The 26,416-nt window shown below is 45.6% G+C and carries 29 protein-coding genes; 17 read left to right on the forward strand and 12 right to left on the reverse strand.

The features are described 5' to 3' along the window. Positions 1-4: 4 nt before the first annotated feature. Positions 5-997 (reverse strand): isopenicillin N synthase family dioxygenase, encoded by a 993-nt coding sequence (locus ACNA7P_RS05200; RefSeq protein ID WP_416257554.1) that lies wholly within the window; start codon positions 995-997, stop codon positions 5-7. A gap of 184 nt (positions 998-1,181) precedes the next feature. Here ACNA7P_RS05200 and ACNA7P_RS05205 point away from each other — a divergent pair, with 184 nt between their 5' ends. From ACNA7P_RS05205 to ACNA7P_RS05220, 4 genes are all read left to right on the forward strand, one after another. Beyond that, positions 1,182-3,137, forward strand: a complete 1,956-nt coding sequence (locus tag ACNA7P_RS05205) for a diguanylate cyclase domain-containing protein (protein ID WP_416257555.1) — start codon at positions 1,182-1,184, stop codon at positions 3,135-3,137. 46 nt (positions 3,138-3,183) lie between these two features. After that, on the forward strand, positions 3,184-4,077 hold the full coding sequence (locus tag ACNA7P_RS05210) for an alpha/beta hydrolase (RefSeq protein ID WP_416257556.1): 894 nt from the start codon (positions 3,184-3,186) through the stop codon (positions 4,075-4,077). Between the two features lie 44 nt (positions 4,078-4,121). Next, the gene (locus tag ACNA7P_RS05215; protein WP_416257557.1) at positions 4,122-4,565 is read left to right on the forward strand and encodes a nuclear transport factor 2 family protein; all 444 of its coding nucleotides are present in this window, start codon (positions 4,122-4,124) and stop codon (positions 4,563-4,565) included. A gap of 137 nt (positions 4,566-4,702) precedes the next feature. Further along, positions 4,703-5,239, forward strand: coding sequence for a fasciclin domain-containing protein (locus ACNA7P_RS05220; RefSeq protein ID WP_416257558.1), 537 nt, complete (start codon positions 4,703-4,705; stop codon positions 5,237-5,239). A 125-nt stretch (positions 5,240-5,364) separates the two neighbouring features. Here the strand turns inward: ACNA7P_RS05220 and ACNA7P_RS05225 are convergent, their stop codons facing one another. Both ACNA7P_RS05225 and ACNA7P_RS05230 read right to left on the reverse strand, forming a co-directional pair. After that, positions 5,365-6,393 (reverse strand): GGDEF domain-containing protein, encoded by a 1,029-nt coding sequence (locus ACNA7P_RS05225; protein WP_416257559.1) that lies wholly within the window; start codon positions 6,391-6,393, stop codon positions 5,365-5,367. 73 nt (positions 6,394-6,466) lie between these two features. Then, a complete protein-coding gene (locus ACNA7P_RS05230) occupies positions 6,467-7,357 on the reverse strand; it encodes a LysR family transcriptional regulator (RefSeq protein WP_416257560.1) in 891 nt (296 codons plus the stop codon). A 144-nt stretch (positions 7,358-7,501) separates the two neighbouring features. Here ACNA7P_RS05230 and ACNA7P_RS05235 point away from each other — a divergent pair, with 144 nt between their 5' ends. From ACNA7P_RS05235 to ACNA7P_RS05265, 7 genes are all read left to right on the forward strand, one after another. Next, positions 7,502-8,476 (forward strand): sodium-dependent bicarbonate transport family permease, encoded by a 975-nt coding sequence (locus tag ACNA7P_RS05235; protein WP_416257561.1) that lies wholly within the window; start codon positions 7,502-7,504, stop codon positions 8,474-8,476. 136 nt (positions 8,477-8,612) lie between these two features. Then, positions 8,613-9,260: a response regulator gene (locus tag ACNA7P_RS05240; RefSeq protein ID WP_416257562.1), complete on the forward strand. Its 648-nt coding sequence runs from the start codon at positions 8,613-8,615 to the stop codon at positions 9,258-9,260. A 101-nt stretch (positions 9,261-9,361) separates the two neighbouring features. After that, positions 9,362-11,125 (forward strand): EAL domain-containing protein, encoded by a 1,764-nt coding sequence (locus ACNA7P_RS05245; RefSeq protein ID WP_416257563.1) that lies wholly within the window; start codon positions 9,362-9,364, stop codon positions 11,123-11,125. Positions 11,126-11,159: 34 nt separating this feature from the next. Then, entirely contained in the window at positions 11,160-11,513 is a 354-nt protein-coding gene (locus tag ACNA7P_RS05250) for a hypothetical protein (RefSeq protein ID WP_416257564.1), read from the forward strand. Further along, complete coding sequence (locus ACNA7P_RS05255) at positions 11,510-12,406, forward strand: EAL domain-containing protein (protein ID WP_416257565.1); 897 nt, start codon at positions 11,510-11,512, stop codon at positions 12,404-12,406. The genes ACNA7P_RS05250 and ACNA7P_RS05255 overlap by 4 nt, the downstream gene beginning before the upstream one ends. Next, positions 12,403-14,097 carry an ATP-binding protein gene (locus ACNA7P_RS05260; protein WP_416257566.1) on the forward strand — a complete coding sequence of 565 codons (1,695 nt, stop codon included), beginning with the start codon at positions 12,403-12,405 and terminating at the stop codon, positions 14,095-14,097. The genes ACNA7P_RS05255 and ACNA7P_RS05260 overlap by 4 nt, the downstream gene beginning before the upstream one ends. Before the next feature lie 11 nt (positions 14,098-14,108). Then, positions 14,109-16,490, forward strand: a complete 2,382-nt coding sequence (locus ACNA7P_RS05265) for an ATP-binding protein (RefSeq protein WP_416257567.1) — start codon at positions 14,109-14,111, stop codon at positions 16,488-16,490. 9 nt (positions 16,491-16,499) lie between these two features. On the opposite strand, the gene ACNA7P_RS05270 is transcribed toward ACNA7P_RS05265, so the two are convergent. The 9 genes from ACNA7P_RS05270 to abiEi all read right to left on the reverse strand — a co-directional run bounded on the left by ACNA7P_RS05270 (position 16,500) and on the right by abiEi (position 23,090). Further along, on the reverse strand, positions 16,500-16,907 hold the full coding sequence (locus ACNA7P_RS05270) for a response regulator (RefSeq protein ID WP_416257568.1): 408 nt from the start codon (positions 16,905-16,907) through the stop codon (positions 16,500-16,502). Between the two features lie 106 nt (positions 16,908-17,013). Continuing rightward, positions 17,014-17,463 (reverse strand): YaiI/YqxD family protein, encoded by a 450-nt coding sequence (locus ACNA7P_RS05275; RefSeq protein WP_416257569.1) that lies wholly within the window; start codon positions 17,461-17,463, stop codon positions 17,014-17,016. After that, positions 17,463-18,134 carry a DNA-3-methyladenine glycosylase I gene (locus tag ACNA7P_RS05280; protein ID WP_416257570.1) on the reverse strand — a complete coding sequence of 224 codons (672 nt, stop codon included), beginning with the start codon at positions 18,132-18,134 and terminating at the stop codon, positions 17,463-17,465. The genes ACNA7P_RS05275 and ACNA7P_RS05280 overlap by 1 nt, the downstream gene beginning before the upstream one ends. An 8-nt stretch (positions 18,135-18,142) precedes the next feature. After that, positions 18,143-18,514 carry a fumarate reductase subunit FrdD gene (frdD, locus tag ACNA7P_RS05285; RefSeq protein WP_416257571.1) on the reverse strand — a complete coding sequence of 124 codons (372 nt, stop codon included), beginning with the start codon at positions 18,512-18,514 and terminating at the stop codon, positions 18,143-18,145. Further along, positions 18,511-18,930 (reverse strand): fumarate reductase subunit C, encoded by a 420-nt coding sequence (locus ACNA7P_RS05290; protein WP_416257572.1) that lies wholly within the window; start codon positions 18,928-18,930, stop codon positions 18,511-18,513. Before ACNA7P_RS05290 ends, frdD begins: the two co-directional genes overlap by 4 nt. Continuing rightward, positions 18,920-19,768 carry a succinate dehydrogenase iron-sulfur subunit gene (gene sdhB, locus ACNA7P_RS05295; protein ID WP_416257573.1) on the reverse strand — a complete coding sequence of 283 codons (849 nt, stop codon included), beginning with the start codon at positions 19,766-19,768 and terminating at the stop codon, positions 18,920-18,922. The genes ACNA7P_RS05290 and sdhB overlap by 11 nt, the downstream gene beginning before the upstream one ends. After that, positions 19,755-21,620, reverse strand: a complete 1,866-nt coding sequence (frdA, locus tag ACNA7P_RS05300) for a fumarate reductase (quinol) flavoprotein subunit (protein WP_416257574.1) — start codon at positions 21,618-21,620, stop codon at positions 19,755-19,757. Before frdA ends, sdhB begins: the two co-directional genes overlap by 14 nt. A 35-nt stretch (positions 21,621-21,655) precedes the next feature. Continuing rightward, positions 21,656-22,555: a nucleotidyl transferase AbiEii/AbiGii toxin family protein gene (locus ACNA7P_RS05305; RefSeq protein WP_416257575.1), complete on the reverse strand. Its 900-nt coding sequence runs from the start codon at positions 22,553-22,555 to the stop codon at positions 21,656-21,658. Next, positions 22,545-23,090, reverse strand: a complete 546-nt coding sequence (gene abiEi / locus ACNA7P_RS05310; RefSeq protein WP_416257576.1) for a type IV toxin-antitoxin system AbiEi family antitoxin — start codon at positions 23,088-23,090, stop codon at positions 22,545-22,547. The genes ACNA7P_RS05305 and abiEi overlap by 11 nt, the downstream gene beginning before the upstream one ends. 176 nt (positions 23,091-23,266) lie before the next feature. On the opposite strand from abiEi, the gene ACNA7P_RS05315 reads away from it, so the two are divergent. The 6 genes from ACNA7P_RS05315 to ACNA7P_RS05340 form a co-directional block, all read left to right on the forward strand. Beyond that, entirely contained in the window at positions 23,267-24,565 is a 1,299-nt protein-coding gene (locus ACNA7P_RS05315; protein ID WP_416257577.1) for a DUF4236 domain-containing protein, read from the forward strand. A 62-nt stretch (positions 24,566-24,627) separates the two neighbouring features. Beyond that, the gene (locus tag ACNA7P_RS05320; RefSeq protein ID WP_416257578.1) at positions 24,628-24,798 is read left to right on the forward strand and encodes a DUF6435 family protein; all 171 of its coding nucleotides are present in this window, start codon (positions 24,628-24,630) and stop codon (positions 24,796-24,798) included. A 48-nt stretch (positions 24,799-24,846) separates the two neighbouring features. Then, positions 24,847-25,080: a hypothetical protein gene (locus ACNA7P_RS05325; RefSeq protein ID WP_416257579.1), complete on the forward strand. Its 234-nt coding sequence runs from the start codon at positions 24,847-24,849 to the stop codon at positions 25,078-25,080. 25 nt (positions 25,081-25,105) lie between these two features. Next, positions 25,106-25,477: an START domain-containing protein gene (locus ACNA7P_RS05330; protein ID WP_416257580.1), complete on the forward strand. Its 372-nt coding sequence runs from the start codon at positions 25,106-25,108 to the stop codon at positions 25,475-25,477. Between the two features lie 150 nt (positions 25,478-25,627). Continuing rightward, a complete protein-coding gene (locus ACNA7P_RS05335) occupies positions 25,628-25,921 on the forward strand; it encodes a helix-turn-helix domain-containing protein (RefSeq protein ID WP_416257581.1) in 294 nt (97 codons plus the stop codon). Then, the coding region (locus ACNA7P_RS05340; protein WP_416257582.1) for a HipA N-terminal domain-containing protein at positions 25,911-26,416 on the forward strand (506 nt) is incomplete at its 3' end. The genes ACNA7P_RS05335 and ACNA7P_RS05340, both read left to right, overlap by 11 nt.

The raw sequence follows: 26,416 nt of genomic DNA on the forward strand, positions 1-26,416 counted from the left end.
CCTATTAGCAGGCAATTTTATGTGCGCACGCAACATCTGGGTGCGAGCGCACGCGGCCTTTTAATACATTTTCTCCCACCTGATAGAACAGCGGATTATTCGCATCGCTAGTAGGCCCAAGTGCCTGCGCTTTTAGCTGCGGTGGCAAGTTTAACAGCGGAACTTCGCTCGCCAAGGCCGCCGCCATAAAGAATGCCACTGAGTAACGATCGGTACCTGCTTGCGGGCTTACTACACGATGTTCGGTAGCGCGCAGATAACCATCCGATGCTAACTCAAGCAACTCACCAATATTCACTACAAAGGCACCTGCAATAGGCGGTACATCTAGCCATTGCTGATCTTTGTATACTTGCAAACCAGAATGTTGATCTGGGCTTACAATCGTAAGGTACCCTGGATCTTTATGTGCACCTACACCTTGGCGGCTATTTCCCATTACACCTGGATAGCGAATTAACTTCATGTGGGTATAGGGCTCTTGCAGGGTTTCACCAAACACATCCGCGGGTTGCTGCATTACTTCAGCAAAGGCACTCAGTAGTACTGTACTCAATTGAGCTAGCTGTTCTTGATAGCTTAGCAATCCCATACGCAATTCTGGCAACGTTACGGGCCATTGATTCGGCCCCCATAAATGCCACCATTTTGGTTCATTATTAGCCACCATAACGGCAGGTTCTTCGCGCATGATATCAAACTGTTCACGCATATCATGCTTACCCGCAGTAAGCTCACTACCGAGCTTGGTATAACCGCGAAAGTGCGGCGAGTTCAACATTGCTACCGTTTCTTTTTGGGCTTGCGGCAGGGCAAAGAATTGCTTACTTAAGCGCAATACACGCTGTTGTTCAGTATCTAAACCGTGCCCTTTAATGTAAAAAAAGCCAACCGTGCGTGCTGCATCCGCAAGGGTGCGCAAAAATTCCTGCCGCGCATCTCCGCCGGCAAACAATAGCTGCATATCAAGAACTGGAAGTACTGGGCTGCTTTGCATGAAAACTAAACACTCTTCATAAATAGAAAACTGAGTATAGAGTGTTGCAGCGCGCTCTCTAAAAACCGAATTGATATTTGATATGTAGAATTTGCATATACCCCTCATTGAGCCTACATAAATGGTGATTTTTAAAGCGAGGGTGCTATAGTAAAAAAATAAGTACAAATAGAAAGGGATCTCTATGAATAAAGCTGTAGTTTCTTTATTTCTCATTTCATTTTTGGCCGCCTCTTTATTAGGTGCAGTAAATGCAGAGCCGGAAAACGAAATGCATGAACAATCCAGTGTTGTTGAAGAAAGCAAAGCTGCAACTGCTGTAGCTGAGATAGATATTGCCCTTGAAGAGCAACTTGAAGCTACTCTGGGAATGGGCTTTGTGCCTAATGATCTAGAAACGTTTCAACGTATCTTAAATTCAGTAGATAACACTACCCCAGTTGAAACTTGGGTTCGTGTACACGGCTATGAAGTTCTTCGCTTAGTGATCAACGAGAATGATCTCGAGGGCGCTTTAAAGCTTGCCGAATCAGTGCGTGAGCGCGCGGAAGCAAGCAATAACGCGAATGCGATTACCGAAATTAACACCATTATTGGAGAAGCGTATATTCAACGCGATCGTAATGATGAGGCTCACCTGATTGTACCCACAATTCAGCAACAATTGGCCCAGGTAACCAATCCGCGTATTCAATATCATGCATCTCACCTGATTGCCCGCACCTTAATGCATTTTGGTGAGTTTGCCGAAGCGTTGGAATATATGCTACAAGCACATGCAGTAATATCTGTTACTGATAATGCCAACACCCAACGCCGGCGGCAGTTTCTGAATCTGCATATTGCCCGTTTACAATCTAACTTGGGTAATTACCGAGCCTCAATTGATACCGCCAACGCCACCATCGATGATTCAATTCGGCACGGCCTAACCGATCGGTTACCAGAAATTTATCTTATTCGAGCCTATGCCAAACAATACTTATACGGCCCTTCTGAAGAACAGCTAGCAGCATTCTTAGAGGCAGCGGAAAGCGCCAAGCAAGTGGGTGATAAACGAGTGGAAATGCTGGCCTATAACAATGCCGGAGCAACCGAGTTGCTCATGAATAACTACGCCAATGCGCAAGTTTACCTTGAGCAAGGGATAGCCATGGCCAAGCGCATTGGTAATGTGAATGAGCGCTCAGTAACCGAATTTAACCTTGGCTACATTAAAGTGTTGCAAGGCAATTACGAAGAAGGCTTAGCGGAAATGGAAACTGCAGCAGAGGTATTTAAAAGCTTCGCATTACCACGAGAGGTATCCATTATTCTTTCACATTTGGCCAACGCTTATGAGCTAGCTGGTGAATATCAATTGCAGGCCGCTACATTAAAAGAGAAAACCGATATCCAAGAAGAGTTGTTTCAAACCGAGCGCGATAATGTAATTAGCGAGCTGCAAGTGCGCTATGAAGCAGAGGAAAAATCATTACAAATCCAAATCCTCGAACAGCAAACTAAGTTACAGCAACAGCAGTTAGAAGGCCAAAAACGCCAGCAATTCTTTATGGTGCTAACAGCATTCTTATTATTCGTTATTATTATCCTTACCGGCTTAGCCTATCGCCACTCCAACAAAATCAACACACTGCTGAATAAGGCAAATCGTAAACTACATATTCAATCATTCCATGACCCTTTAACGGGTTTGTATAATCGGCGCGCCATTCATGATTTTTTCCTTGCGGATCGTCGGGAAGCAAATCATAGCCACGGAATTTATTTAATCGATATTGATTACTTTAAACGTATTAATGACCAACATGGCCATGATGTAGGTGACACTGTATTGGTAGAAATGGGGAACCGCTTGAAAAGCTGCTTACGAGAAAATGATTTGGTAATTCGCTGGGGTGGTGAAGAGTTCTTAATCGTGATTAAGCGCATTCAAGCCGAACAACTCGCGGAATTCGCTGATAAAATCACTCACGAAATTAGCAAACAACCCATTGCTGGAGTGGAAATATCTGTAAGTGGCGGTGGCACACTCTACACACACAGCGATGCAAGCAACTGGGAAGCAACCTTGAAACAAATAGATCAATTACTATACCAAAGCAAAAACACTGGCCGTGGCGAAATTACTGTAGCGTAACCTCACGCCAACACATGCACTAAACACATGCACTAAAGGAGGCGATTTGCCCATTAATAGTATTTATGGATTAATGATTATTCTGCTTGGTTTGGTGATCATTACGGCTTGCTCGCCCACTCGTGCCCTTAATGCTGTGGTTCCTAGCAATAGCTATACCGTGCAGCAAGATGTTGCCTATCTGCCCGAACTGGCTCACCCAAGGCAAACGATGGATATTTATATCCCCGAGCAAACACCGCACAAACAGAATATCGTTGTATTTCTGTATGGTGGTGGTTGGGATGATGGCGATAAGGCTGATTTTGAATTTATTGGCCAAGCGTTCGCGCGCTTAGGCTACGTTACGGTTATCCCCAACTATCGCTTGTTTCCAGAAGTTGAATTTCCAGCATTTATCGAAGATGCCGCGGCTGCCGTGCAAGCCATACCAAACCACGTACCCAGCGCATGTAATGCATTACCGACAAATCAGCGCGGTTTAATTTTAGTAGGGCACTCAGCGGGGGCTCATTCTGCGGCAATGTTGGTTGCAGACCCCAGTTATATTGGTAATTCAATGCCTATTGCGGCGTTCATCGGATTATCTGGCCCGTATGATTTGCCACTCGATCATGAACGCGTAGGCGAGAAGTTTAGCCAAGTACAAGGTGATGAAGCGAACCCGGTGGCTATAATTGCAGAGCGTAAGCCAAACAATATTCCCCCCACACTACTTTTACATGGTGAAGCCGATACGATTGCCAAACCCGCACACAGCGAGAGCTTCGCTGCGGAACTGAAAAGCCTGGGTGTACCAACAACCTTCAAGCTGTATCCAAGCCGCCGCCATGTAGCTTTGGTTGCTAGCTTGGCCAGCCCATTGCGCTTCTGGACCCCAGCCTATGAAGACATCCAAATATTCTTAACCGAGCAGCACTTGGATAGCGATTGCGATTAGGTGTATTCTAAATTTCGCCTTAATTTCGTGATAAGGAACACCTTATGTTGAACTACTTTGTAAAAGCTTGGCTGAGCATATTACTGCTAGCGGCGGCAACTACTGTATATGCTGGCGAAGATGAAATTATCGTTGCCATTGATCAATTTTTGTATGGCGCCAGTGTGAACGATGCCACTATTCATGATCAATTTTGGGCAGAAGAATTAATTTATACTAGCTCCAGCGGCAGCCGCTTTGGTAAAACCGAGCTAATGGCCGGAATGGAAGGCACAATGCCCACCTCGGAAGAAAACGTAACCACTTGGTTTACCGCATCGAACCCGCATATCAACTATGTTGAAGGTGTGGCCATCGCCAATTTTGTATTAGTAGCCTCCAACCCTGCAGGTGAAGTGCAAAACCGCTATTACAACACGGGGGTTTTCGTATTTCGCGATATGCGTTGGCAGGCGATTAACTGGAATGCCACGTTAATTCCAGAATGATTTTCTGGGCTGCAAGGTAAAGAATCGGTTAATTGTAATCCAAGTGCCTGTACAAGGCGTAAGCTCTTATGTAACAAATAAATGGCATGGTGCAGTTTCAATTCCATTGCCAACCAATTTTACTTAGGAGAATTGCAATGAAAAAATTTACAACTTTAGCCATCGCTATCGCAAGTACATTCGCTATTTCTGGTATGGCCCTTGCCGACCACCACGGAGGCAACAAAGAACGTAGCGGCTACGGCGAAGAAAAGAAAGCCGGTACCATTACTGAAATTGCCGTAGCTAATGGTAACTTCAATACCTTAGTGGCTGCTTTAGGCGCTGCTGATTTAGTAGATACACTTGGCGGAGAAGGCCCATTTACTGTGTTTGCCCCAACAGATGAAGCATTTGCGGCATTACCTGAAGGCACAGTAGAAAGCTTACTACAGCCAGAAAACCGCGATCAGTTGATTGCAATTCTTACTTACCATGTAGTTTCTGGCACAGTAATGAGCGGCGATATTGCCGACCAGCAGCTATATGCAGAAACGCTGCAAGGTAGCTCATTGAACGTAGATGCAACAGGCTATTCAGTGAAAATCAATAACGCCACCGTAACTACAGCAGATATCAAAGCTGATAACGGCGTAATTCATGTAATTGATACGGTTTTAATTCCTAGCGAATAATTTCTAAAAACCGCACCAATATCTGTATATGTGAGCCCCGCAATTTATGTTGCGGGGCTTATTTTTTCAAATACGAACATAATGTTAATAAAATAAACGCCCTCTTATTCACTTATGAACGTAAATCAAGGCATTGCATGGCCTGCCACTTCCACTCGGTTGCGGCCATTATTCTTAGCACGGTATAACGCTTTATCAGCCGCTTGTAGCGCCTGCACACTCGATTGCCGCGCCGCTATTTCAGCGATACCAATACTTACAGTTATATGTACGGCAAACTGCCAATCAAAATCCTGCACAGCAGCACGCAGTTTCTCCGCTAAACAGGCTGCATTTTCGGCGCTGGTATTAGGGCAAATAAGCATAAACTCTTCGCCGCCCCACCTGCCAAATTGATCGGTTTTACGAATAGCACGCTTAATAACCTTGGTTACCTCTTGCAGCACTTTATCGCCCTGCAGGTGCCCAAATTGGTCGTTAACTACTTTAAAATGATCTAAATCCAACAACATAATGCTAAGTGGCTGTTCGCTACGATCCATAAGTTCAATATGTTGCTCAAGCACATCATCAAGTTTTGCGCGATTATAGATACCCGTTAATTTATCCATAGTGGAAATACGCACTAGTTCTGCAAATGCTTCGCTGCGTGCGCCTTCATAAAAACGGAAAATGAGGAAAAGCACCAACATCACTTCAGCAATATTCAAAAATGCGCCGGTAGCCAGCCGTTGCGGAGGCAAGTGCGGCATTTGTGTATAGAAATAAAGTAAAGCGGCGGCAAAAAATATCGCTGTAACCCAAGAGCCGGCTCGTTTCCCCAACAAGAAGAATACCAGCGGTGGTAATACCGTAAGCCAAATCAGTGAATAACCACCACCTTGCGCAAGCACGATAAATGAAGCCAAATTGAACATCACTGCACCGCTTACCAACCACACCGCCACGCGCAGATTATGAGTATGCTGGTAATACAACCAGATCAGCGCACACAGGGCCATACTAATATAATTCAATGCGCCAATTGAGTAAGCTTGAAACCAAAGTAAGTTAATACTTCCGATCACCAACGAAACCATAAAAATAATCAGCAAAATGGCTTTAAGCAACCGACGCTTATGTCGATTAGGATCGGTAAGAAGTGAGTGCTGCATAGGCTCTTTCATCAATATTTAATATACTTACCAAAAATTATTTCCGCACCTTACCTTGCTTTGCTCACAAAACTCAAGCAGATAATGCCAGCGTTCTAAATCTATCAATCACCGGTGCATTTCGTGTATCACTGCGGCTCACCATATACCACTGCCCAGGTAGCGGAAATCCTTCCACATCAATGCGCGCAACGGCATCACTACCATGCTCAATAATATGTTCCGAGAGCACCGCCAAGCCCATTCCCGATGCCACGCTCATGCGAATCGCCTCATTGCTTTCAATTTGCGTAGTATTGGCTAAATACAGGCCCCGGCCCGCTAACCAAGTATCAAACACCATACGAGTTGCCGAGCCTAGTTCGCGCATTAAAAAAGATTCATTTACCAATTCTTGAAAGTTTAAACGCCCGCAATTTTGTTTTGCTGCCCAGTGATTTACTGGCGCGATAAGCTGCAATCGGTTCGCCATAAAGGGTTCCGCTTTCACCATAGAATCGCTCGGCGGATGGCTGAAAATGTAGATATCGTCGGCATTATTATAATATCGCTGCAATGTGGTGCTGCGATTACCAATACTTAACTCAACCCGTATATCCGGGAATTGCTGATTGAATTGCGCAACTAAGGGCGGAATTACATATTGCGCCGTGTTCACCAAGGATATTTTTAAGGTGCCCCGATCGCCTTCTCTTATTGCCGAAATTGCCTGAGTACACTCATGCATACGCCGCATAATATCGCCACTGGCACGATACAAGTGCTCGCCCGCCAAGGTAGGTAGCATCTGCCTACCTTCCTGCTGCAACAACTGTGCACCACATACATCTTCTAATTTACGAATCTGCGCTGAAATGGTGGGCTGAGTAAGGTGAAGCTTACGAGCCGCAGCAGAAATGCTTTTCTGCTCCACTACGTGTTGAAACACCTCTAACAACCGAAAGTTTAACTGCCGTAATTGCATTGGCGCCCCTTATTGCAATCAATGTATAGCTAATTATCTATATCATATACTGCAATCAATTATTTTTATATATAGGTTAAATTCTGCATAATCGCTCCGCTTGATAACCGCAGCCGTTAGCGTTGCAAAATCATAGAGGGAAGCATGCCAGATATTGTTGTTGCGTTTTTCGCGTTAGGTTTGATTTCTGGGTTGGTAAAATCCGATCTAAAAATGCCCGGGCAAATATACGAAATACTCACCATATTACTGATGCTCAGTATCGGCATTAAAGGCGGGTTAGCATTGCATAGCAATGGTGATACCATCATTTGGAGCAACTTGTTGCTCATCATGGCGCTCGGCTTTCTGCTCCCCCCGATTCTATTTCCAGTGCTACGCAAATTGATACGCCTGCCAAGCGTAGATGCCATAAGTATCGCTGCGCACTATGGTTCGGTAAGTGCAGGTACTTTTGCGGTAGCCTGGGCGCTCGCAGAGAGCTATCAGCTGCCGTTAGCGGCTGATACCACCCTATACCTGGTAATTCTCGAGCTACCGGCCATTGTGTTGATGCTGGCCTTCTACCATTGGCGTGCGCAAAGCAACGCAGGGTCTAGCGCAACCAGTGATATCAGCGCTAAACCTACGGCTGCGCCATTAAAGATGAGTGCCATTTGGCATGAAGCTCTTACCAGCCGAGGGGTTGTGCTGCTAATGGGCGGCGTAGTTATTGGCTGGCTGTATGGCCCGGAAGGCCTCGCTTCAATCGAAGGCTTGGTGTTGAGTGGGTTTTCCGCGCTACTCGCTCTGTTCCTACTGGAAATGGGTATTACTACGGCACGCATTTGTCGGCCGTTCCCATTTAAGCTTTGGCGCTTGGTGATCTTTGCTGCATTAGCGCCGCTTATTTTGCTCTGGCCAGGATTACTCTTGGGGCTGTACCTAGATTTGCCTACTGGCTCGATCTTGATACTCAGCGCGCTCACCGCTAGTGCTTCATATATCGCAGCGCCGGCCGCCATTCGAGCTGCCATACCCAATGCCGATATTGGTAAAGCTATGCTAGCAGCACTTGGAATTACCTTTCCGTTGAATGTATTGCTGTATGTACCGGTGTTGGCAAGCCTTTTGGCGTGAGTGGGCACTTAAAATTTTTGCTACTACGAAAAATTGCTAAATTAGATCAGCGAGGCAAAGATTTATTTGCAAAATTCAGTAAAACCGCACATCATTCACCGGTTATCATTTTCTATTCAAATTTAGGGTAATGGTTGTGGCTATTGAACCTTCGGTTAAAGATCAATACATAAGTACCTCTGCGGCAGCAAAACTGCTAGGGGTTTCAGTAGGAACCGTTCAGCATATGGTTGAGAATGGTGAGCTCGAAGCATGGAAAACAGCCGGGGGCCACCGCAGAATAGAGAAAAGCTCGGTACTACAGCGGCAACAATTGCGTGCCAAATTGCATTCACCAACGAGCGATACACCCGAAAGCCGCACGCGGTTAATTCGTCAGCTCCAAGCGCAAACGCCACAACGAATGCGAGTATTAGTAGCAGAAGACGACCCCGTTACGATAAAAATTTACCAGCATATCTTTAGCGATTTTAGTTCTTTAATCGATGTTTATTATGCTCGCGATGGCATTGAAGCACTGTTGCAATTAGGCCAAAAACCCGTTGATTTATTAATTTTAGATCTCGATATTCCTTATGTAGATGGCTATGAAATGCTTAATAAAATCGGCAATAATCCTGATTTACAGGCATTAAACATTCTCATTGTTACTGGCACCAACGTAACTGAATCAGAGCAGCAGCAAAAAATATTAGAAAACATTAGCGTTCTTAACAAACCAGTGGATCGCTCGTTCTTGCGTGGTTATATACAAGGCTCAGCCAACATGAAGAAATCAAGATAAAGGCTTAAAAACACAATAGCCTATAGATTTTATTGTTTTTGGTGTTTACGGCATCTTTCCGGCACTGTAAACTGCAATCAAATTCTAACGGTAATTTGATTTTGCATAAAACAGTTGAACACACACAAACAAGCCCTGAAAGAAACGACGTTCAGCGCCCCACGGCAGTGCTTATTGATGACGATGCGAGTGCGTTGCTTATTAGTACTTGGCTGCTGAAGCGCCGAGGCTATCATGTTGTGGCCATCCAACATATTCCCGAAGAGTTTACTGATCTGGTTGCCTCGCTGCCTATACGCGTTGATGTATTTGTTATTGATTACTACCTAGAAGAAAATACCGCACTGGATATCATTGCCAAGCTAAATAAACATCAGCGCCTTCGCAGTGTTCCTAAAGTTGTGGTTACCAGCCTTCGTGATGATGAAATTGAACGCCAAGCACTGGGAGGCGGGGCAATAGAGTTCATTACCAAGCCATTTAACAAACAAAACTTTGCCAATCGAGTGCAGTTAGCACATCGGGAAGATATGCGTTTACGCTATACTCCAGCGGCAAAAATTGATGAACTTACACAGTTACCTACTGGCGACGGTTTACTCGAAAATATAATCGCACAATCGATCGCTGCCAAACGGTTCGCAGTTGTCGTGCTGGAAATAGCAAACTTAGACAAAATCAACACTGTGCGGGGGCGTTCGATTGGCAATCTCACCATTCAAGCGATTGCTCGGCGCTTGCGAGAACTCAATGCCGATGATGCAACTGTTGCACGTATCAGTAATTCCCGTTTCGCTATTCTAGTACCCTTTAAAAACACCGCAGCCCTGCAGGAGTTGCACCTGCGCGTAGAAAAGATCGCCCATAGGCCCATTAGCAACACACACAACGATATCTTCGCAGTACTCCGATTTGGCTCTGCAACAAGCGAAGAAACAACGCTTACTTACGAGAATGATGTTGCTCAGCAAAAACATCGCCTAGAAACAATCATTGCCAATGCTTCTTTGGCTGCATCCGTTGCCAAAAACAACAACGAAAGTAGTGTGCAACCGTTTACTGAAAATGCAAAACAACAAATTAACCGTTTGCATTTACTGGAAAGTGAAATTTACTCGGGCCATGTTAAGCGCGAACTTCAAGTGCATTATCAACCGCAAGTAGATGTAAGCAATAACAGCATTGTTGGTGTAGAAGCGTTAGTGCGATTACAAACCCCAGAGCTAGGCATAGTAAGCCCAACGGAAATCATTCCAATTCTTGAATCAACCAATGCCATTCACGAAGTTGGCATGCATATTTTCGAAACCGTATTTACTGATTTAACTCAGCTACCAAACTCATTAACAGTTGCTGTGAATGTATCAGCTCATCAATTGCAACGTGGTGATTTTGCCCAACGGGTTATCTTGCTGGCACGGAAATATAAAGTAAATCCACAGCAAGTGGAGATTGAAATCACAGAAACATCCGCGCTAGACATGCTGGGGGTATCCAAACAAAATTTAATTGATTTGGCCAACTACGGTTTTTCGTTAGCACTTGATGATTTTGGTGTGGGCTATTCAAATCTGGATTATTTATTGTCATTACCGATCTCCAAACTAAAGATTGACCGCGAATTTATGCGTAAATTTCCGTTCGATAGCACCAGTAAAAATATTATTAAAAGCTTAATTTATTTAGCCAACGCTGAAAATATTCAGTTACTTGCAGAAGGCATTGAAACCGATCTACAACACAGTGAGTTGCGTAATATCAAAGTTCCATTCGCGCAAGGCTTCTATTATGGGAAAGCTATGCCATTAGTTGTGCTGCAAAAGCAGCTCTTGCTAAATAGCAAGAAGCAACCACAATTAGGTTAGGCATGTTGATCATACAAACATATGGAGCGTTGTAATGCCATTACAAAAATTACTGAATGAGTTTGATCACGATAGCGATTTTGTTGCCGATTTATTGTTTACCATCAGCAATGAATCGCGGCAACATCTAGAACGCATGCAGGCAGCAGTAAAGCATGCTAAGCCTATTGCGCCGAAAGAATTACAACGTATTGCGCATTTAATGAAATCAACCGCTACTACAATTCGATTATTTGAACGCAGTGCTGAAGCAAACACTATTGAGCAGCGGGTTATAAATTTTGAGCCTGGCTCAGATACGCAATGCACAGATTTACAGCAACTTATCGATATCACAACAGAGGTGCACCGTGTTGCGCGCGAGCTATTGCGAGAATTAGACACATGAATACCAGTGTAGGCAACCTTTCAAAATTCTTTGATGACATGGAGAACGGTAACCTTAGTTTAACCTTTCTTCCCGTTATTGAACTTCGTGATGGGGTTGCGCATATTTATGGTGTTGAGTGCAAACTACATTGGCCACAGCAGCAAGATGTAAACCTAGCATCGATGTTTAAGCTCATTGAAAAAAATGGCTTGGCCCATATCGTTGATCAATATTTTGCCGATTTAGCACTGGAGGAAATCACCAGTTCCGCACTCTTAAACGCAAGAAAGGATGCCGTTTTTATTACCGCTTGCATTGATTCATTTACCACCTCAGCCTTTCTCGAACACTTGCTGCAACGCAGTAACGCGCTAAATTTTGATTTGCACCGCCTCGTTATCTCCATAAAAGAGCGATACCTAAATGACAATTTTTCCCAGCAATTAAAGCTTATTCAACATGCCGCTCAGTACGGTATAAAATTCTGCGGCACGCTGGCCGGCGAAACGCCGAATCGCACCGAGCTTATGCTCCGCGATGAATTTCCATTAATGAAAATTGCTAGCGATTTGGTACAACGCTCATGCGAGCACTCTCGCACCGAGAAATACCTGCACAACTTTTATGATGCCGCCATGAATCAGCAGAAAACAGTGATTGCGTGCGGTGTTAATAATGAGCATACTTTCATATCGATGCGCGCCAACGGGTACCAAGCATTTACCGGTGATTTTTTCTCCAGCGAGCTAAGTAAACCTGAGCTTGAACGGCTGCTGCATTATTGGCGTAACCGCCCGATACAGTTATCATCACGAACAGAGCAAAGCGCTAAGCTTGGTGTGCTGCACTTCCCAAGCAGTGATGAGTTAGGAAATAACTCGCAAATTATTGCATGGCCAAAAGCTAGATGACAAATACCGAAACCACTACTGAAACACTGCTAATAAAAATTGCTCGTGAATATTTAAACCTTCCGCTTGAACATGCAGATCAGGCTATTCAATCCTCTTTACAAGAAATGGCCACCTTTGTTGGTGCCGATCGTGCTTATATATTTCGCTATGATCTCGATGTAATGCAAACTTCAAACACTTACGAATGGTGTGCAGAGGGCATTAGTGCTGAAATCGATAACTTACAAAACGTAGATGTAAGCTTTATTCCAGATTGGCTCAGCGCCCACGAACGTGGGGAAGAGTTATACATCCCCGATGTATTTGCATTGCCTCGCAATAGTGGCATTCGTGAAATACTAGAACCACAGGGGGTGAAAAGCATTATTACCGTGCCCATGCGAGATCACGGCAAACTGCTTGGCTTTATCGGCTTTGATAGTGTGCGTGAATATCATGTTTACACCGATAAAGAACGCAAGCTATTAGCGCTATACGCCGAAATGTTGGTAAACATTGGTGCCCGAGAATCCGCGTTCAATAAAATTTTAGAAGAGCGTGAGCGAGCAGAGCGCGCAAATAAAGCGAAATCTGAATTTTTGGCCAATATGAGCCATGAAATTCGCACGCCACTTAATGCAGTAATTGGCTATTGTGATTTACTCACTGCCACAACTTTAGATGCCCAACAAAATGAATTTGTGAATACCATCCAATATTCATCGAATTTACTCTTAGGTATCGTGAACGATATTCTTGATTTCTCCAAAATAGAAGCTGGCAAGCTGGCATTAGAACAAAAGCCTGTTTCTTTAAGTGCGATTGCAGAGCATCTGTTCAGTATGTTTGCCGAAAAAGCAGCTAAGAAGAATGTGGCACTTAACGTTTTACTTGATGTAGGCGAGCATGATTGGGTTTTTACCGATGAACTGCGCTTTACGCAAGTGCTCATGAACCTTACTAATAATGCTTTAAAATTCACCTATACTGGCTCTATCCAAATAGTAATTCGTTGCACACAAACCCATCGGCGCTTCGCAGATTACTATATTGCTGTTGAAGATACCGGCATCGGCATGGATAGCGAATTAGTGGATCGATTATTTCAACCGTTTGAACAAGCAGATAACAGCACTAGCAGAAAATTTGGTGGCACAGGCTTAGGGTTAGCAATCAGCCAGCGCATTATTAATGCATTTGGCAGTAAGCTCGAAGTTATATCGGAACCAGGCTTAGGTTCGCAATTTTATACCAATCTAACGTTTAAATTAGCAAGCGCAATTGATGCCACAGATACCGCAGAAAAAAACACCAAAGTACGTGTTCCCAATTTACAAAAATTCTCGATTTTAGTTGCTGAAGACGTAAAAGTTAATCGCGATTTACTACAGCATTTGTTTAGCCCAACGGGTTGCGCTCTAACCTTCGCCGAAAATGGCCAAGAAGCTGTTGATGCAGCGCTTACCGATGATTTTGATCTGATTATCATGGATTTACAAATGCCAATTCTCGATGGATTTGCAGCAAGTATGCGAATTACCGCGAGCAAGCCAAACACTAAAATCATCGCTCTTTCCGCAGCGTCTTCTGAGTTAGATATCCAACGCTCTGCGGCTTCGGGTATTCGCATTCACTTAGCAAAACCTATCAGAAGAGTTGAGCTATATCGTATCGTACAGAAACTATTAATCGGTACTGCAGAGAATTAAGTAACACATTTATGATTAAAGAACGCCTGCTATCAGAATCGCCATCCCGCACTATTATGTTCGGTGGCTTGCTATTGGCAGTGCTGGTTAACTTCTTCCCTGCGCCTTTTATTTACAGTAATCAAATTTTCTTCGGCAATGCTATCGCCATCACATTAGCAATTTTATACGGCCCTCGATTTGCCTTAATTGCATCGGTAGCCGCAAGTACAGTTACCTATGTTTACTGGCAGCATGCTATCGGTTTCTTGCCCTTTGCCCTCGAAGTACTAGTTGTTGTATTTGCGCTGCATATTAAGCGCAGTATGCTAATAATTGGCTTACTATTCTGGTTAACTTTAGGGCCTGCGGTGGTATACGGCCTGTACCTCTTATTCAGCGATTTTTCCAGTACAGCTATCGAAACCATCACATTAAAATACATACTGAACGGTATTTTAAACATTTTATTAGGCTACGTGCTGTTTCACATTATTCGCGTACTTAAGCTTGAAAAAAGTGTGCTGTTTCGCATTTCCACCTCACAACTCCTGCTTAATAGCGGTTTTTTTATTGCCCTTAGTATTTCCACGCTCATTATCTATTTTTGGTTGTTCACCGTAAACAAAGAGCTCTATTCGCAACTAGAAACTCGAGCCGTTAATTTTAGTAACGTGATTCAACAAACCACAGCCCATCATTTAGATAAGCATGCATTAGCTATAAACACACTAGCAACAACAGTTACCGAAGTAGGCAGCACCGATAAACTAAATGAACTGTTACGCAACAGTGGTACTCTGCACCCAGCGTTTATCACCATGCTAGCAAGCGATAAAAATGGCGAGCTCTTGGCTACGTGGCCAAGCGATATGTTAGCTATTGCCCGAGAAAGCGGCATAACCAACCTAAGTGATCGCGATTATTTTAAACAAGCCAAGGCTAGCGGCACGCTGTATCTATCAAACGCATTCAAAGGCCAAGGTTTTGGTAACGATCCAATAGTGGCAATATCTGCACCTTATTACATAAATAATACTTTCGCTGGTGTTATCGAAGGCTCTTTAAACCTAACGGAACTACATGGTTTTCTCCTTTCTGGCGCGCAGCATTACGCTAGCTACCTAATTACCGATGCGGCAGGTACTATTGTTTATGCCTCCAAGGAATTAATGCTGCAACCACTAGAAACACTCCCCAATGGCCCAGTGGTAAAGGATATGAGCAGCAGCCCACAGCTCATTTTCCATGCACCATCGAAAACCGAATACATTACCTATGCAACAACCTTGCCAGCAAACGGATGGCGCGCAATATCCTTCATTCCGGTTGTTGAATATGAGCAAAAACTAAGCTCATATTTATTTGGTTCATTCTTATTATTATTAATACTCTCGATTGTATGTGGCGTGATTACCTTTCTAGTTGCGAAGGTACTTACGAATCCTATCCTTGCACTCATTGAGAGCATCAACGAAGCAAAACGCACCGGCAATATTATCCCCACCGAAAAACATAAGTTAGGATACTTAGAAGAGCTTAATGCGCTTACATCTGGCTATCACCAGTTCACCACTACACTCAACAAAACCATGCGCAGCCTGCAGTTAAGCACGTTGCTAAATGAAGATTTAAACGAACGCTTACAAGAAATAAATGAAAGCTTAGAAAAACGAGTGCACGAGCGCACCGAGCAACTGCAGCTGGCATTAGAATCTGTACAAGCTGCAAACACCATGAAATCCTCTTTTATGGCCAATATGAGCCATGAAATACGCACTCCGCTGCACGGTATCTTAGGAATGACCGAAGTGTTGTTGCATCAAAGCCAATCTATTGAAGTACAACAACAACTAGAAGTAATTCAACAATCTGGGGAACACCTACAGGCAATACTGAACGACATCCTCGATTTCGCAAAAATTGAAGCGGGTAAACTCAGTATCGAAAAATCACCCATACAAGTAATGCCCTTTATTGAACAATTAGTAGCAAGCTACCAAGGCATAGCAACCCGTAAAGAGTTGCTGCTTACTCGCAATATTGCAGCTTCAGTTCCGAGCATGGTGATGCTTGATGCCGTAAGAGTGCGGCAAATCTTAAGCAATATTCTGAGTAATGCACTTAAGTTTACTGATACCGGCGAAGTATCTATTGCCGTTAATTATAAGAACGAAAAACTTATAGTAGCCATTACCGATACAGGCATCGGCATCGCTGAAGATGATTTACAGCGAATATTTCAACCATTCCAACAGCTCGATTCCAGTGGCGCACGTAAATACGAAGGCACCGGTTTAGGCTTAGCCATTTCAATGCAATTAGCAACGTTGATGGAAGCAAAGTTAGAGTGCACAAGCACAGTGGGTGAAGGCACAACCTTTCAGTTGAGCATTAACGCCGAAGCGCTATGAAACGAAAAGCTATGAAAAGAGTTGCATGAGCGCGTTGGCAAGTTCTGTGCGGGTATATGGCTTAGTTAAAGTACCTTGAATATCAAGATGAGCATATTTACCTTGCTCTACACCAACCGCATCCGCGGTAAGTAAAAAAATAGGGGCGGAAGAAGCTGCTTTATCTTCTCCCGCCCGAATCATCTCAACTGCCTTTATACCATCTACAATCGGCATCATTGCATCAAGTATAATGAGATCAAAGGTTCCTTCGCGAGCTTGTATTACTGCCTGTTCACCATTGCTTACTATAGTGCAAATCGCCCCCAACGATTGCAAAAAGTAACGAATAATTAACTGGCTCGCTTGGTTATCTTCCGCTACTAGAACAGAGAGTTTTTCCGGGAGAGCTGACAACTCACTCATACTGTTCTTCATTCTGTTCCCCTACAATGTGTAGCGAAGATAAATACAAAATACCCCAGCGATTCGTAATAATCAACAAGGATTCTCGTTTTTGTTGATTTTGCCATATAAAGAAAGCTTACACCTTCTGCAAAATCCGATCTAAATGATTGGCAAACTGTTGCCGATCAGCTTGGTTCAGCGGTGGCGGCCCACCGCTTTGAATACCGCTAGCACGCATGGTATCCATAAAATCACGAATGTTTAGGCGCTCACCAATACTTTCGGTGGTAAATAGCTCGCCGCGAGGGCTCAACGCTTGGCCGCCTTTGGCAATTACTTCGGCCGCTAATGGAATATCGCTGGTGATCACTAAATCATTCGGGGCCACCCGCCGCACAATTTCATTATCCGCTACATCGAAGCCCGCAGCCACCTGCACGCAACTAATTAACTTAGTTGGTGGTGTTTTTATCCGTTGATTCGCCACTAAAACCAGGGACACCTGCTTACGCGTTGCAGCTCTAAATAATATATCGCGGATCACCACGGGGCATGCATCGGCATCTACCCAAATTGTAAAACTCATTATCGCGCATCCACACTAAAGGAAAGAATTTTAGAAAGGTGCGCATATGGCAACTTCGTTTCCGCATGCCACTGATTAAATACCTGTTGCGCTTGTTTCAGGCCTTTTTGTGAACCCGGAGCAGCATCGAGTAGGTTATGATTTTGCAACGCCGTTACCACATCGCTAGAAAGAATAAAGCCATCGTAGCCCACCATGCGCAGAAAGTACTGGGCACTAGCACCGCCTAAGCGCGAACCGTTCTTTTTTAACCACAGTAACAAACCTACTTGATCATTTGCCGGCCACTGAGCGAGAAATTCACCGAAACTGCCGTGTTCCTCAGCCGCTTCAATAATCATAAATGCATTGCGCGGTACGGTAGCAATTTTCTGCATATTACGCACAATGCGCTCATCTTGCGCCAGAGAATCTAGGCGCTCGGGCGGTACTTGCGCCCAATACAGTGGTACAAAGCCACTAAAAGCGGCTTCAAACCCTGGCCATTTATTCTCAATAATGCGCCATACAAAACCGGCACGAAACACACATTTGGTAATAGCGGCAAGATAGCGATCATCGCTTATCGCGGCCAATTCTGCCGAGCTACCCACGCGGGGTAGAAGTGCTTGCACCGCTTTTTTACTGCCTTTACGGGCTATTGCCCGCTCATAAAAGTAATCAAATTTCATGATTGTTCCTAAACAACGAGCCACCACGCCCACAATGCTGCAATGCTGAGTGCCGCCGCGGTGCCGTAACAAACGATAACACTTATATGCCCGCCACCCAGTTTTAGATCGTGCAGCCCATGACGAATTCGATGCGCCGCATGAAACGCGGGTAAACAAATCGCCGCTCCGGTAAATAGCAAACCCCAAATACTGCCGTAATAACCGAGCAGGTGCACATAGCTGATTTCGATAATACCGAGCGGCGCGAGAATACCAAATATGAGTACAACAGCAGGTACAAATACAGCACAGCAAACCCCACCAGCACTAAATAGGCCCCACCACAGCGGCTCTAAATGTAAGCCTTGCCAACGGCTTGGCTTGTTCGTGATCCTCATACGCTACCTCCTTGGCTTATTCCCGCGCCATAATGAGGCCCAGAAAACATAAACAGCCACAAAAATACCGCAATTACTGCAACTACAGCGAACCATTGCGCCGCTACCATTATCGCTGGCGGTACCAGTTTAGCGCCAATTCGAACAGGCATTACCCGCGGAAATAAGCGGAAAAAGGTAAACGCGTGATACAGCGCCGCGATGAGCGCCAGCCCCTGCGCCGCCACCACCCAAGGAATAGCCATAAACTGCTGCCAGCGCACAAAATGTTCTGCGCTTTGCAAAGCAAACCCACCTGCAGTAAGCGAGCACAGCAGGAATACCAGCGGCAATACCGTGCCTTCGCGCAGCATATACAGCACAAAATACCGATGTTTCAGCCACCATGTGCGCGGTAATGTGGGTTTATAGCTCATGTGCGCTACTCCCTTTAAACATTTGAATAAGCATACTTTTCGCCGATGCAACTTTGCCTTGGTTTACCGCTGCAGCTGGGTCTACCTGCTTGGGGCATACATCGGAGCAAAAGCCCACAAAGGTACAGCTCCACACGCCATTGTGGCTATTCAGTGCCGGCATGCGCGCCGCTTTTCCGGTATCTCGGCTATCAAGGTTATAGCGCTGTGCTAGTGCAATGGCGGCAGGCCCAAGAAATTCCGGGTTTAAACCAAACTGAGGGCACGCCGAATAACACAAACCGCAGTTAATACAGTTGGCAAATTGCTTATATTTTGCCAGCTGCGCCGGGGTTTGTTGATAGGGTTGAGCTTGCTTTTCTGTGCCTGGCTCGGCAATTAAATACGGTTTCACCGCCTCTAAATGGGTTAAGAATTCGTTCATATTTACGATTAAATCGCGCTCTACAGTGAAGTGCGCTAGCGGCTCTATGTTCAGGCGAGCGCGGATGTTGCTGTGTTCGTTTTTGTTTCGCTCTTTTGCGTTTGGTTTTGGTTTTGGGCTGCTTTCTTGCAGCAAATAATTGCGCAGAAAATCTTTGCAGCCCAGTTTTGGAATACCGTTCAACATAAACCCACACGAGCCACAAATGGCCATGCGGCAGCTCCACCGAAAACTGAGGGTAGAATCAAGCTCTTCTTTAATATAATTTAATGCATCAAGCACCGAAGTGCTTTCATCGAAAGGCACAATAAATTCCTGCCAAAAGGGGTGTGCTTGTTCTGCTGGCTGCCCCTCTTCCGGAAGATAGCGCTTTACCCGAACTAGCGCGTGTTGGGTATGTTTAGTTATGGCCATCAGCGTTTCCTTGTTTTGGCTCGCGCTGCCCTTCAGCTGTTGCACCCGCGTGCGCCGAGCCCGCCGAACCGTACAAGCGTTCACCCGGCGCCGAAATGTGCGTATCTACGGCTTGCCAGTGCAGCTCTGCTGGCTTTCCTGGCGCATACACTACTTGGCTGTGGCGCAAAAATTTTGCATCGTTGCGCTCAGTTAAACCAGCATCTAACCGTTGGTGCGCACCTCGGGATTCCCGCCGCTCTAACGCCGCTAAACAAATGGTTTCAGCCACATCTAAAGTGAATTCAAGTTCTAAACAATGCAGCAAATCAGTATTGTACGCTTTGCTGGTATCACCCACGCGCACCTGCTGAAACTCTTTTTGTAAGCGCCGCACCGAAGCAAGCGCTTGTTGTAACCCTTGCTCATCACGGTAAATGCCACAACCGGTTTCCATGCTAGCCACTAGCTCACGCTTAATGGGCACCCAAGATCGCGCCTCTTGGCTGGTATCGGTAAGCTTTTGCAGTTTGGTTTGCCATTTCTTATGCAGCTTTTGGCTATCTTGCTCTCGGCCCGTAGCCTCCGCACTCATTTGCAGCGCTCGCTCAGCAGCATTTTCTCCTGCCAAACGGCCAAATACCAACAGCTCGGTAAGTGAATTCGAACCCAAGCGATTGGCACCATGTAAACCCACCGAAGCGCATTCCCCCGCGGCGAATAAACCTTTCACGGCGGTTTCACAATGAGCATCGGTTTCAATACCACCCATGGTGTAATGCACCGCCGGCCGAATCGGAATAAGATCGTGCACCGGATCAACATCTACATAGGCTTTCGCCAATTCACAGATAAATGGCAACCGCTCGTGTAAATACGCTTTGCCTAAATGGCGCAAATCCAGATACACCACATCAGAACCATGATGCTTACCGGTACGGCCGGCCTTTTGCTCATGCCAAAACGCTTGCGAAAGCTTATCGCGCGGGCCCAGTTCCATGTATTTATTTTCGGGTTTACCCAACGGCGTTTCCGGCCCTAAGCCATAATCTTGTAAATAGCGATAGCCATCTTTGTTCACCAGCAAGCCACCTTCACCACGGCTAGCTTCGGTAATTAATATGCCACTGCCGGGCAAACCTGTTGGGTGATATTGCACAAACTCCATGTCGCGCAGCGGTACGCCATGGCGATAGGCAATGGCCATACCATCACCAGTTACAATGCCGCCGTTGGTATTGAAACGGAACACGCGGGCCGCGCCGCCAGTAGCCATAATCACCGCGTTTGCATACAGCATGTGTAGTTCGCCAGTGCTAATTTCCAACGCCAGCACGCCCTGCACTTGCTGCTCATCATTCACTAGTAAATCAAGTACGAAAAACTCATCGAAACGCTGAATAGAAGGGTATTTTAACGAGGTTTGGAACAGCGTATGCAGCATGTGAAAACCGGTTTTATCAGCTGCAAACCATGTACGCTCGGTTTTCATGCCGCCAAAACGGCGCACCTGCACATCACCATTTGGTTTACGCGACCACGGGCAACCCCAGTGTTCCATTTGCACTAATTCTTGATAGGCATGGCGCACAAAGTAATCCACTACACCTTGCTCAGCTAACCAATCGCCACCTGCCACCGTATCATCGAAATGCGCTTCCACAGTATCATCGGGCCGCGTAACCGCAGCGGCACCACCCTCGGCTGCCACCGTATGTGAGCGCATTGGGTACACTTTCGAAAGCATCGCAATGTTGAGTGGTTTGGCTTTGTCACTTCCAGCCTTTGCACCCGCTTCTGCCGCAGCAATTGCCGCCCGCAAGCCAGCTCCACCGCCACCCACAACGATAATATCAAACTCGTGCTGCTGCATTACTGCTCCTTCTCGGTGGCTACAGAAAGCGCGGTTTAAAGTTCCCAGCGGCTTTCACCAACACTATTGCCTAACAACTGATCACGTAAAACATCGCATTCTTCACTTATGGCTTGGCCCACAAAAGGGTAAAAATCATCATTCTGTAAAGTTCGAATAGCTACAGAAGGAGGCACAAAACGGCTCATTTCCTGCATAAAATCGTGCTTCACTTCAGTTGAGTGAACAACATCATGCGCATGTTTACCGATATTCTGTAAAAACTGCTCTAACGATTTAGAACGCATGATCAATTTTCTTAAAACATAATCCGCATTTTGTTTCACGCCCTTTTGCTTCAACCAAATAATATCCCACACATCACGTGGCTTTATGCGCCGCTCTCGAAAAGCAAAGGCCACCATTTTATCGGCAAAGATTTCTTCCAAGCTTTGAACAGGAATCGGTAAACCAGCAATCGGCGATTGAATATCATAGTGATTCATAACCGGTCGTTTTACCACTTGCAATGAATCATAGGCACAAACATCAATATGCATTTTTTGTGACGGCCGATCGGGCCTGCCAGGGTGTGTTTCCAAAGTAACTTTCCATGTAGATGTATCACCACCCGGTGTTTTAAGCTCGGGCTCACGCGCAGTTACGTGTAAGCCGTATTTTGCAGCAATATTTTCCTGCAGTTCTTTAGCTAGCCCATCGAAATCACTCGGTTTGAAGTGGCAGCCGCCAGTAAAATCAAGATCTTCAGAAAGCCGGTTTGAGCCGTAACAAAGCCGTAACGCCGTGCCGCCAATGAACGTGAGCTTATGAAGAAACCCTTTGCTATGCAGTATATCGAGCACATCAAGATGCAGGATTTCTTTTTCCAGCACATACTCCATACCCGCATAATCAGGGTGCTTGCGGATAACTTCCGCCACCACTTTATGTAGCATCGTTGAGTTCCTCAGAAATCATGTGAACATTGCGGCCAACACGGCGCAAATCCATAATGGCTTGTTCCTTGGTAGCACGAAATACGCGGCTTTCAATATCGTAGTAAACACCATCTTGTAACGAATCAAGCGAGCGCTTCGTGTGAGTAAATTCAATTATACCGTACTTCGTTTTATGTTCACCCGAGCGGCCCGTTGTCATCATGGTTAAGCGCCGAATTGGCACTTGTGAAATCACCCCAATGCGGCTTAACTCCGTTTCTAAGCTCACATACATGAAGTGATTCTTGTGCAGTAAACTCGCAATTTTTTCCAACACGCCGGTGCTATTCGGCGGCGCCACATTATTGATATATAAACCTCGAGCTACGCGCTCTAACGAAGAATTGCTCGCCGCCTTTGCCAGAAACTTCATAAATGTGGGGCTAGGCCTTTCGCCAACCATCATTGCTAAATCGGCAGCCGTGAAAATACCAAAATGCCCTGCATTTTTAGCTCGTACAGTTTCTTCAATTAACGTTCTTAGTTTACTCATATTATGTTTACACTTATTCGCATATATAGTGATTATATGTTAACTAAGCTAAAAATCAACTATTCCCGATACGTGAGCATTAACCCTTGTTCTTTGTTTACTGCACTCATTGTTTACTCCACTCAATCAAGGCGCTAGGATGATAATGGAAAGTGTTAAGCAAGAGGCACATATCTTTGGCATTTCGATTTCAACGGCGGGTACGCATTTTACCGGGTGTGCGGCTAAATTTCGGCAAGCGCGGTGTGAGCGTTTCTGCCGGCATACGCGGCGCGAGTGTAACGGCTGGCAAACGTGGTGTTTATGGCAATATGGGTGCACCGGGAACCGGCCTTTCCTATCGCACACGGCTTGATAAATCAAAAGCACACCAACAACGTGCCCAACGAGCGCAAGCGCGTGATAGTGCGCAGCAACCCGCCGGGCACATTAATTTAAAGTGTGATGAGCAAGGCAAACTGCATATGTACGATGAGCAGGGTAATCCTGCCAGTGCAGCTCTGGTTCGCCATGTTTGGCAGCAATATAGTGCACAAGTTACTGCATTTTTGCAGCAAGAGCTGGAGCGTATTAATGATGATCAGGCGCTATTAGTTGATATTCATCATGATACGCCCGCGCTCACTACTGCAGCTCCCGAGTATGATCAACAACCCTTCGCTAAAGATGCACCCCGTTATGCAAATTTACCCGAGTTACCAAAACCACCGAAGCTGCGCAAAAAATGGTTCTGGCATAGGTTGTTTGCAAGCCTTGAAAGTAAGCGCAATCAACATAACAAAGAGCTAACGGATGCATGGCAAACAACACATAACGAAATAACTGCGCAGCGAAATGCGCTAAAGCAGGCACATGAACAAGCACTGCAAACATGGAAACAAGAAAAACTAGCGCATGAACAAAACGAGAGCGAGCTGGCCGCAGCGTTCGCTCACGATTTGCGCAACGATACCGAGTTTATGTCGGCCATATTGGAAGCCGAGCTTGCCGAACTAGATTGGCCACGCGAAACCAACATCGATTTCGAAATAGCAACGAATGCAGAGGGCCATGCCATCGTTCGGCTTGACGTTGATTTGCCAACCGCCGAAAACTTCCCAAGCCAAGAAGCACGCTTCAATAAGGCTGGGAAACGGCTGCTTATCAAACAAAAAAGCGCCACCCAACAACGCAAAGAATACGCGCAACACGCGCATGGCGTTGTTTTTCGGCTGTTAGGCACAGTATTCGTAACCTTACCTAGCATCACGCAAGTAGATGTATCGGCTTACACGCAACAACCGAATACCCAAACTGGGCACACTGAAGATGTTTATCTACTTGCCGTTACCGTAACAAAGCAAGCCTGGGCAACACTTAACCTCGATGAACCCGAGCGCATTCAACCGATTGAGGCTCTAACGGCTTTTCAATTGCAACGTAACATGAGTAAAACCGGAATCTTTCAGCCTATTGCGCTAAACAATGATTCCTGAACCTTCTAACCGTGCGGTGCGTAATGAACTTATAACTCACGCACTTTCACTACGGATACACTATGTTCAACTTGTTTAAGCCCAATCCAACCAAGAAACTTCGTAAACAGCTGGCCAAATTGCAGCAAGAAGCAATGGCCGCTACCCGCAAAGGCGATATCCGCAAAAGCTCCGAGCTTTCTGCCGAAGCCGATATTATTTGGAAAGAAATTCAGAAGATTGAAGGGCAGTAGCACGCTCGGGTATACATGAAGCATTTTTCGGTTTGTACGATTACCATAATGGCTGTTGCACTTGTCCTCGCACCCATGAAGGCAGCGGCCGAGTGGACACGCTTTGCCAACAGCAATAGCAACGTTGATATAGATTACCGCTATGCCAACCGTGATGTATTAAGTATTCGTGCCAACACCGAGTTCAGCGGCGGCTGCGTAGCCGCCTTTATGCATTTACTCGAAGACACCGAGCGCCTGAACGATTGGGTAAAAAAGGGCTTCGCGCGCCACAATTCTTGAGCAACCCGATCCAAACACCCATATTGTGCACACAGAATTTAATTCGTTTTGGCCCATTGCCAACCGTGATATGGTTACCCGTAGCACCTGGCAATATGATGCCGAATCGGGAGCACTGGCAATTGCCATAACCGATGCCAGCGAAGAAAAACCTGCCAACGGTAGAGTAATTCGCATGACCGATGTAACCGCACATTGGCAGTTGCAACCCACCGAAAACGGCACGCTACAGGTACATTACCAAAGCGATGCCAACCCCAAAGGCAATATTCCGCGCGCCATTGCCCGCAGCGCCGCGCTAAACGCCATTGAAAAAACTCTGAATGCCCTTAGCGCCGCTATGAGCCATAGCGATTACCAACACGGGTACCATTCTATTCCCTGTGAGAATCGATAGGATTGCTGTGTTAATTACAGATTACTTTTTTGCGACATAAAGTGACGCGGTGATGCGCAGCCGCTTTACCAATAGTAGATAACATATTATCCAATATTGCGATTTTTAAGCTATAATAGATAACATATTATCCAATTTAAGGCGCATATAATGAGCCGTTATCAATTAATTGACGACATTGATGTGCAGCAAGCGTTTGCTGCTCACTTACGTAAACTTCGTGAGCGCGCTAAGCTTTCGCGGAATGCTTTGGCTGAACGCAGTACAGTACCTGCCGCAACCATAAAGCGCTTTGAACTTACTGGGCAGATTTCCTTTCGCCAATTACTCCTGCTTTGGCAGTGCCTAGACAAGCTTGAACGTTTATATCAGCTTGCTCAATCTTCACAGCGCACTGCCGCCATGCCGTTAACCATTGCTGAGGTGCTGAACGATGAACTTTAAGCCCATGCAAAAAATTGATGTGCAGCGAACCTTTAGCAATGGTATGCAGGTAAGAATAGGCACCTTGGCGCAAAACCAACAAGGCGTGTTCTTTCAATATGAACGCGAGTATGTAGCGAGCTACCCACACCTTGCCCCGTTCACTTTAAACTTTGATACTGCGTTACAACGAGCACCAAAAGAGCCTCATCAGGGCCTGCACGGCGCATTTGCTGATAGCTTACCCGATGGTTGGGGTTCGTTATTGCAAAATCGCGTATTTCGCCAACACAATATTTTACCCGCTATGGTTACCCCTATGGATAGGCTTGCTTTTGTGGGAAACCGCGGCATGGGGGCGCTTTCATTTGCACCTACATCTGCATACGCCGTTACTGCCGAAGGTGATATTGATATTGCTACTTTGGGTAACGAAGCGGAGAAAATATTTGATAATGAAACCAATGATGTTCTCAAAGCCCTGATTGCAGCCGGAAGCTCGGGCGGCGCAAGGCC

It is taken from the genome of Aliidiomarina sp., from assembly GCF_047920995.1.
Taxonomy (GTDB): Bacteria; Pseudomonadota; Gammaproteobacteria; order Enterobacterales; family Alteromonadaceae; genus Aliidiomarina.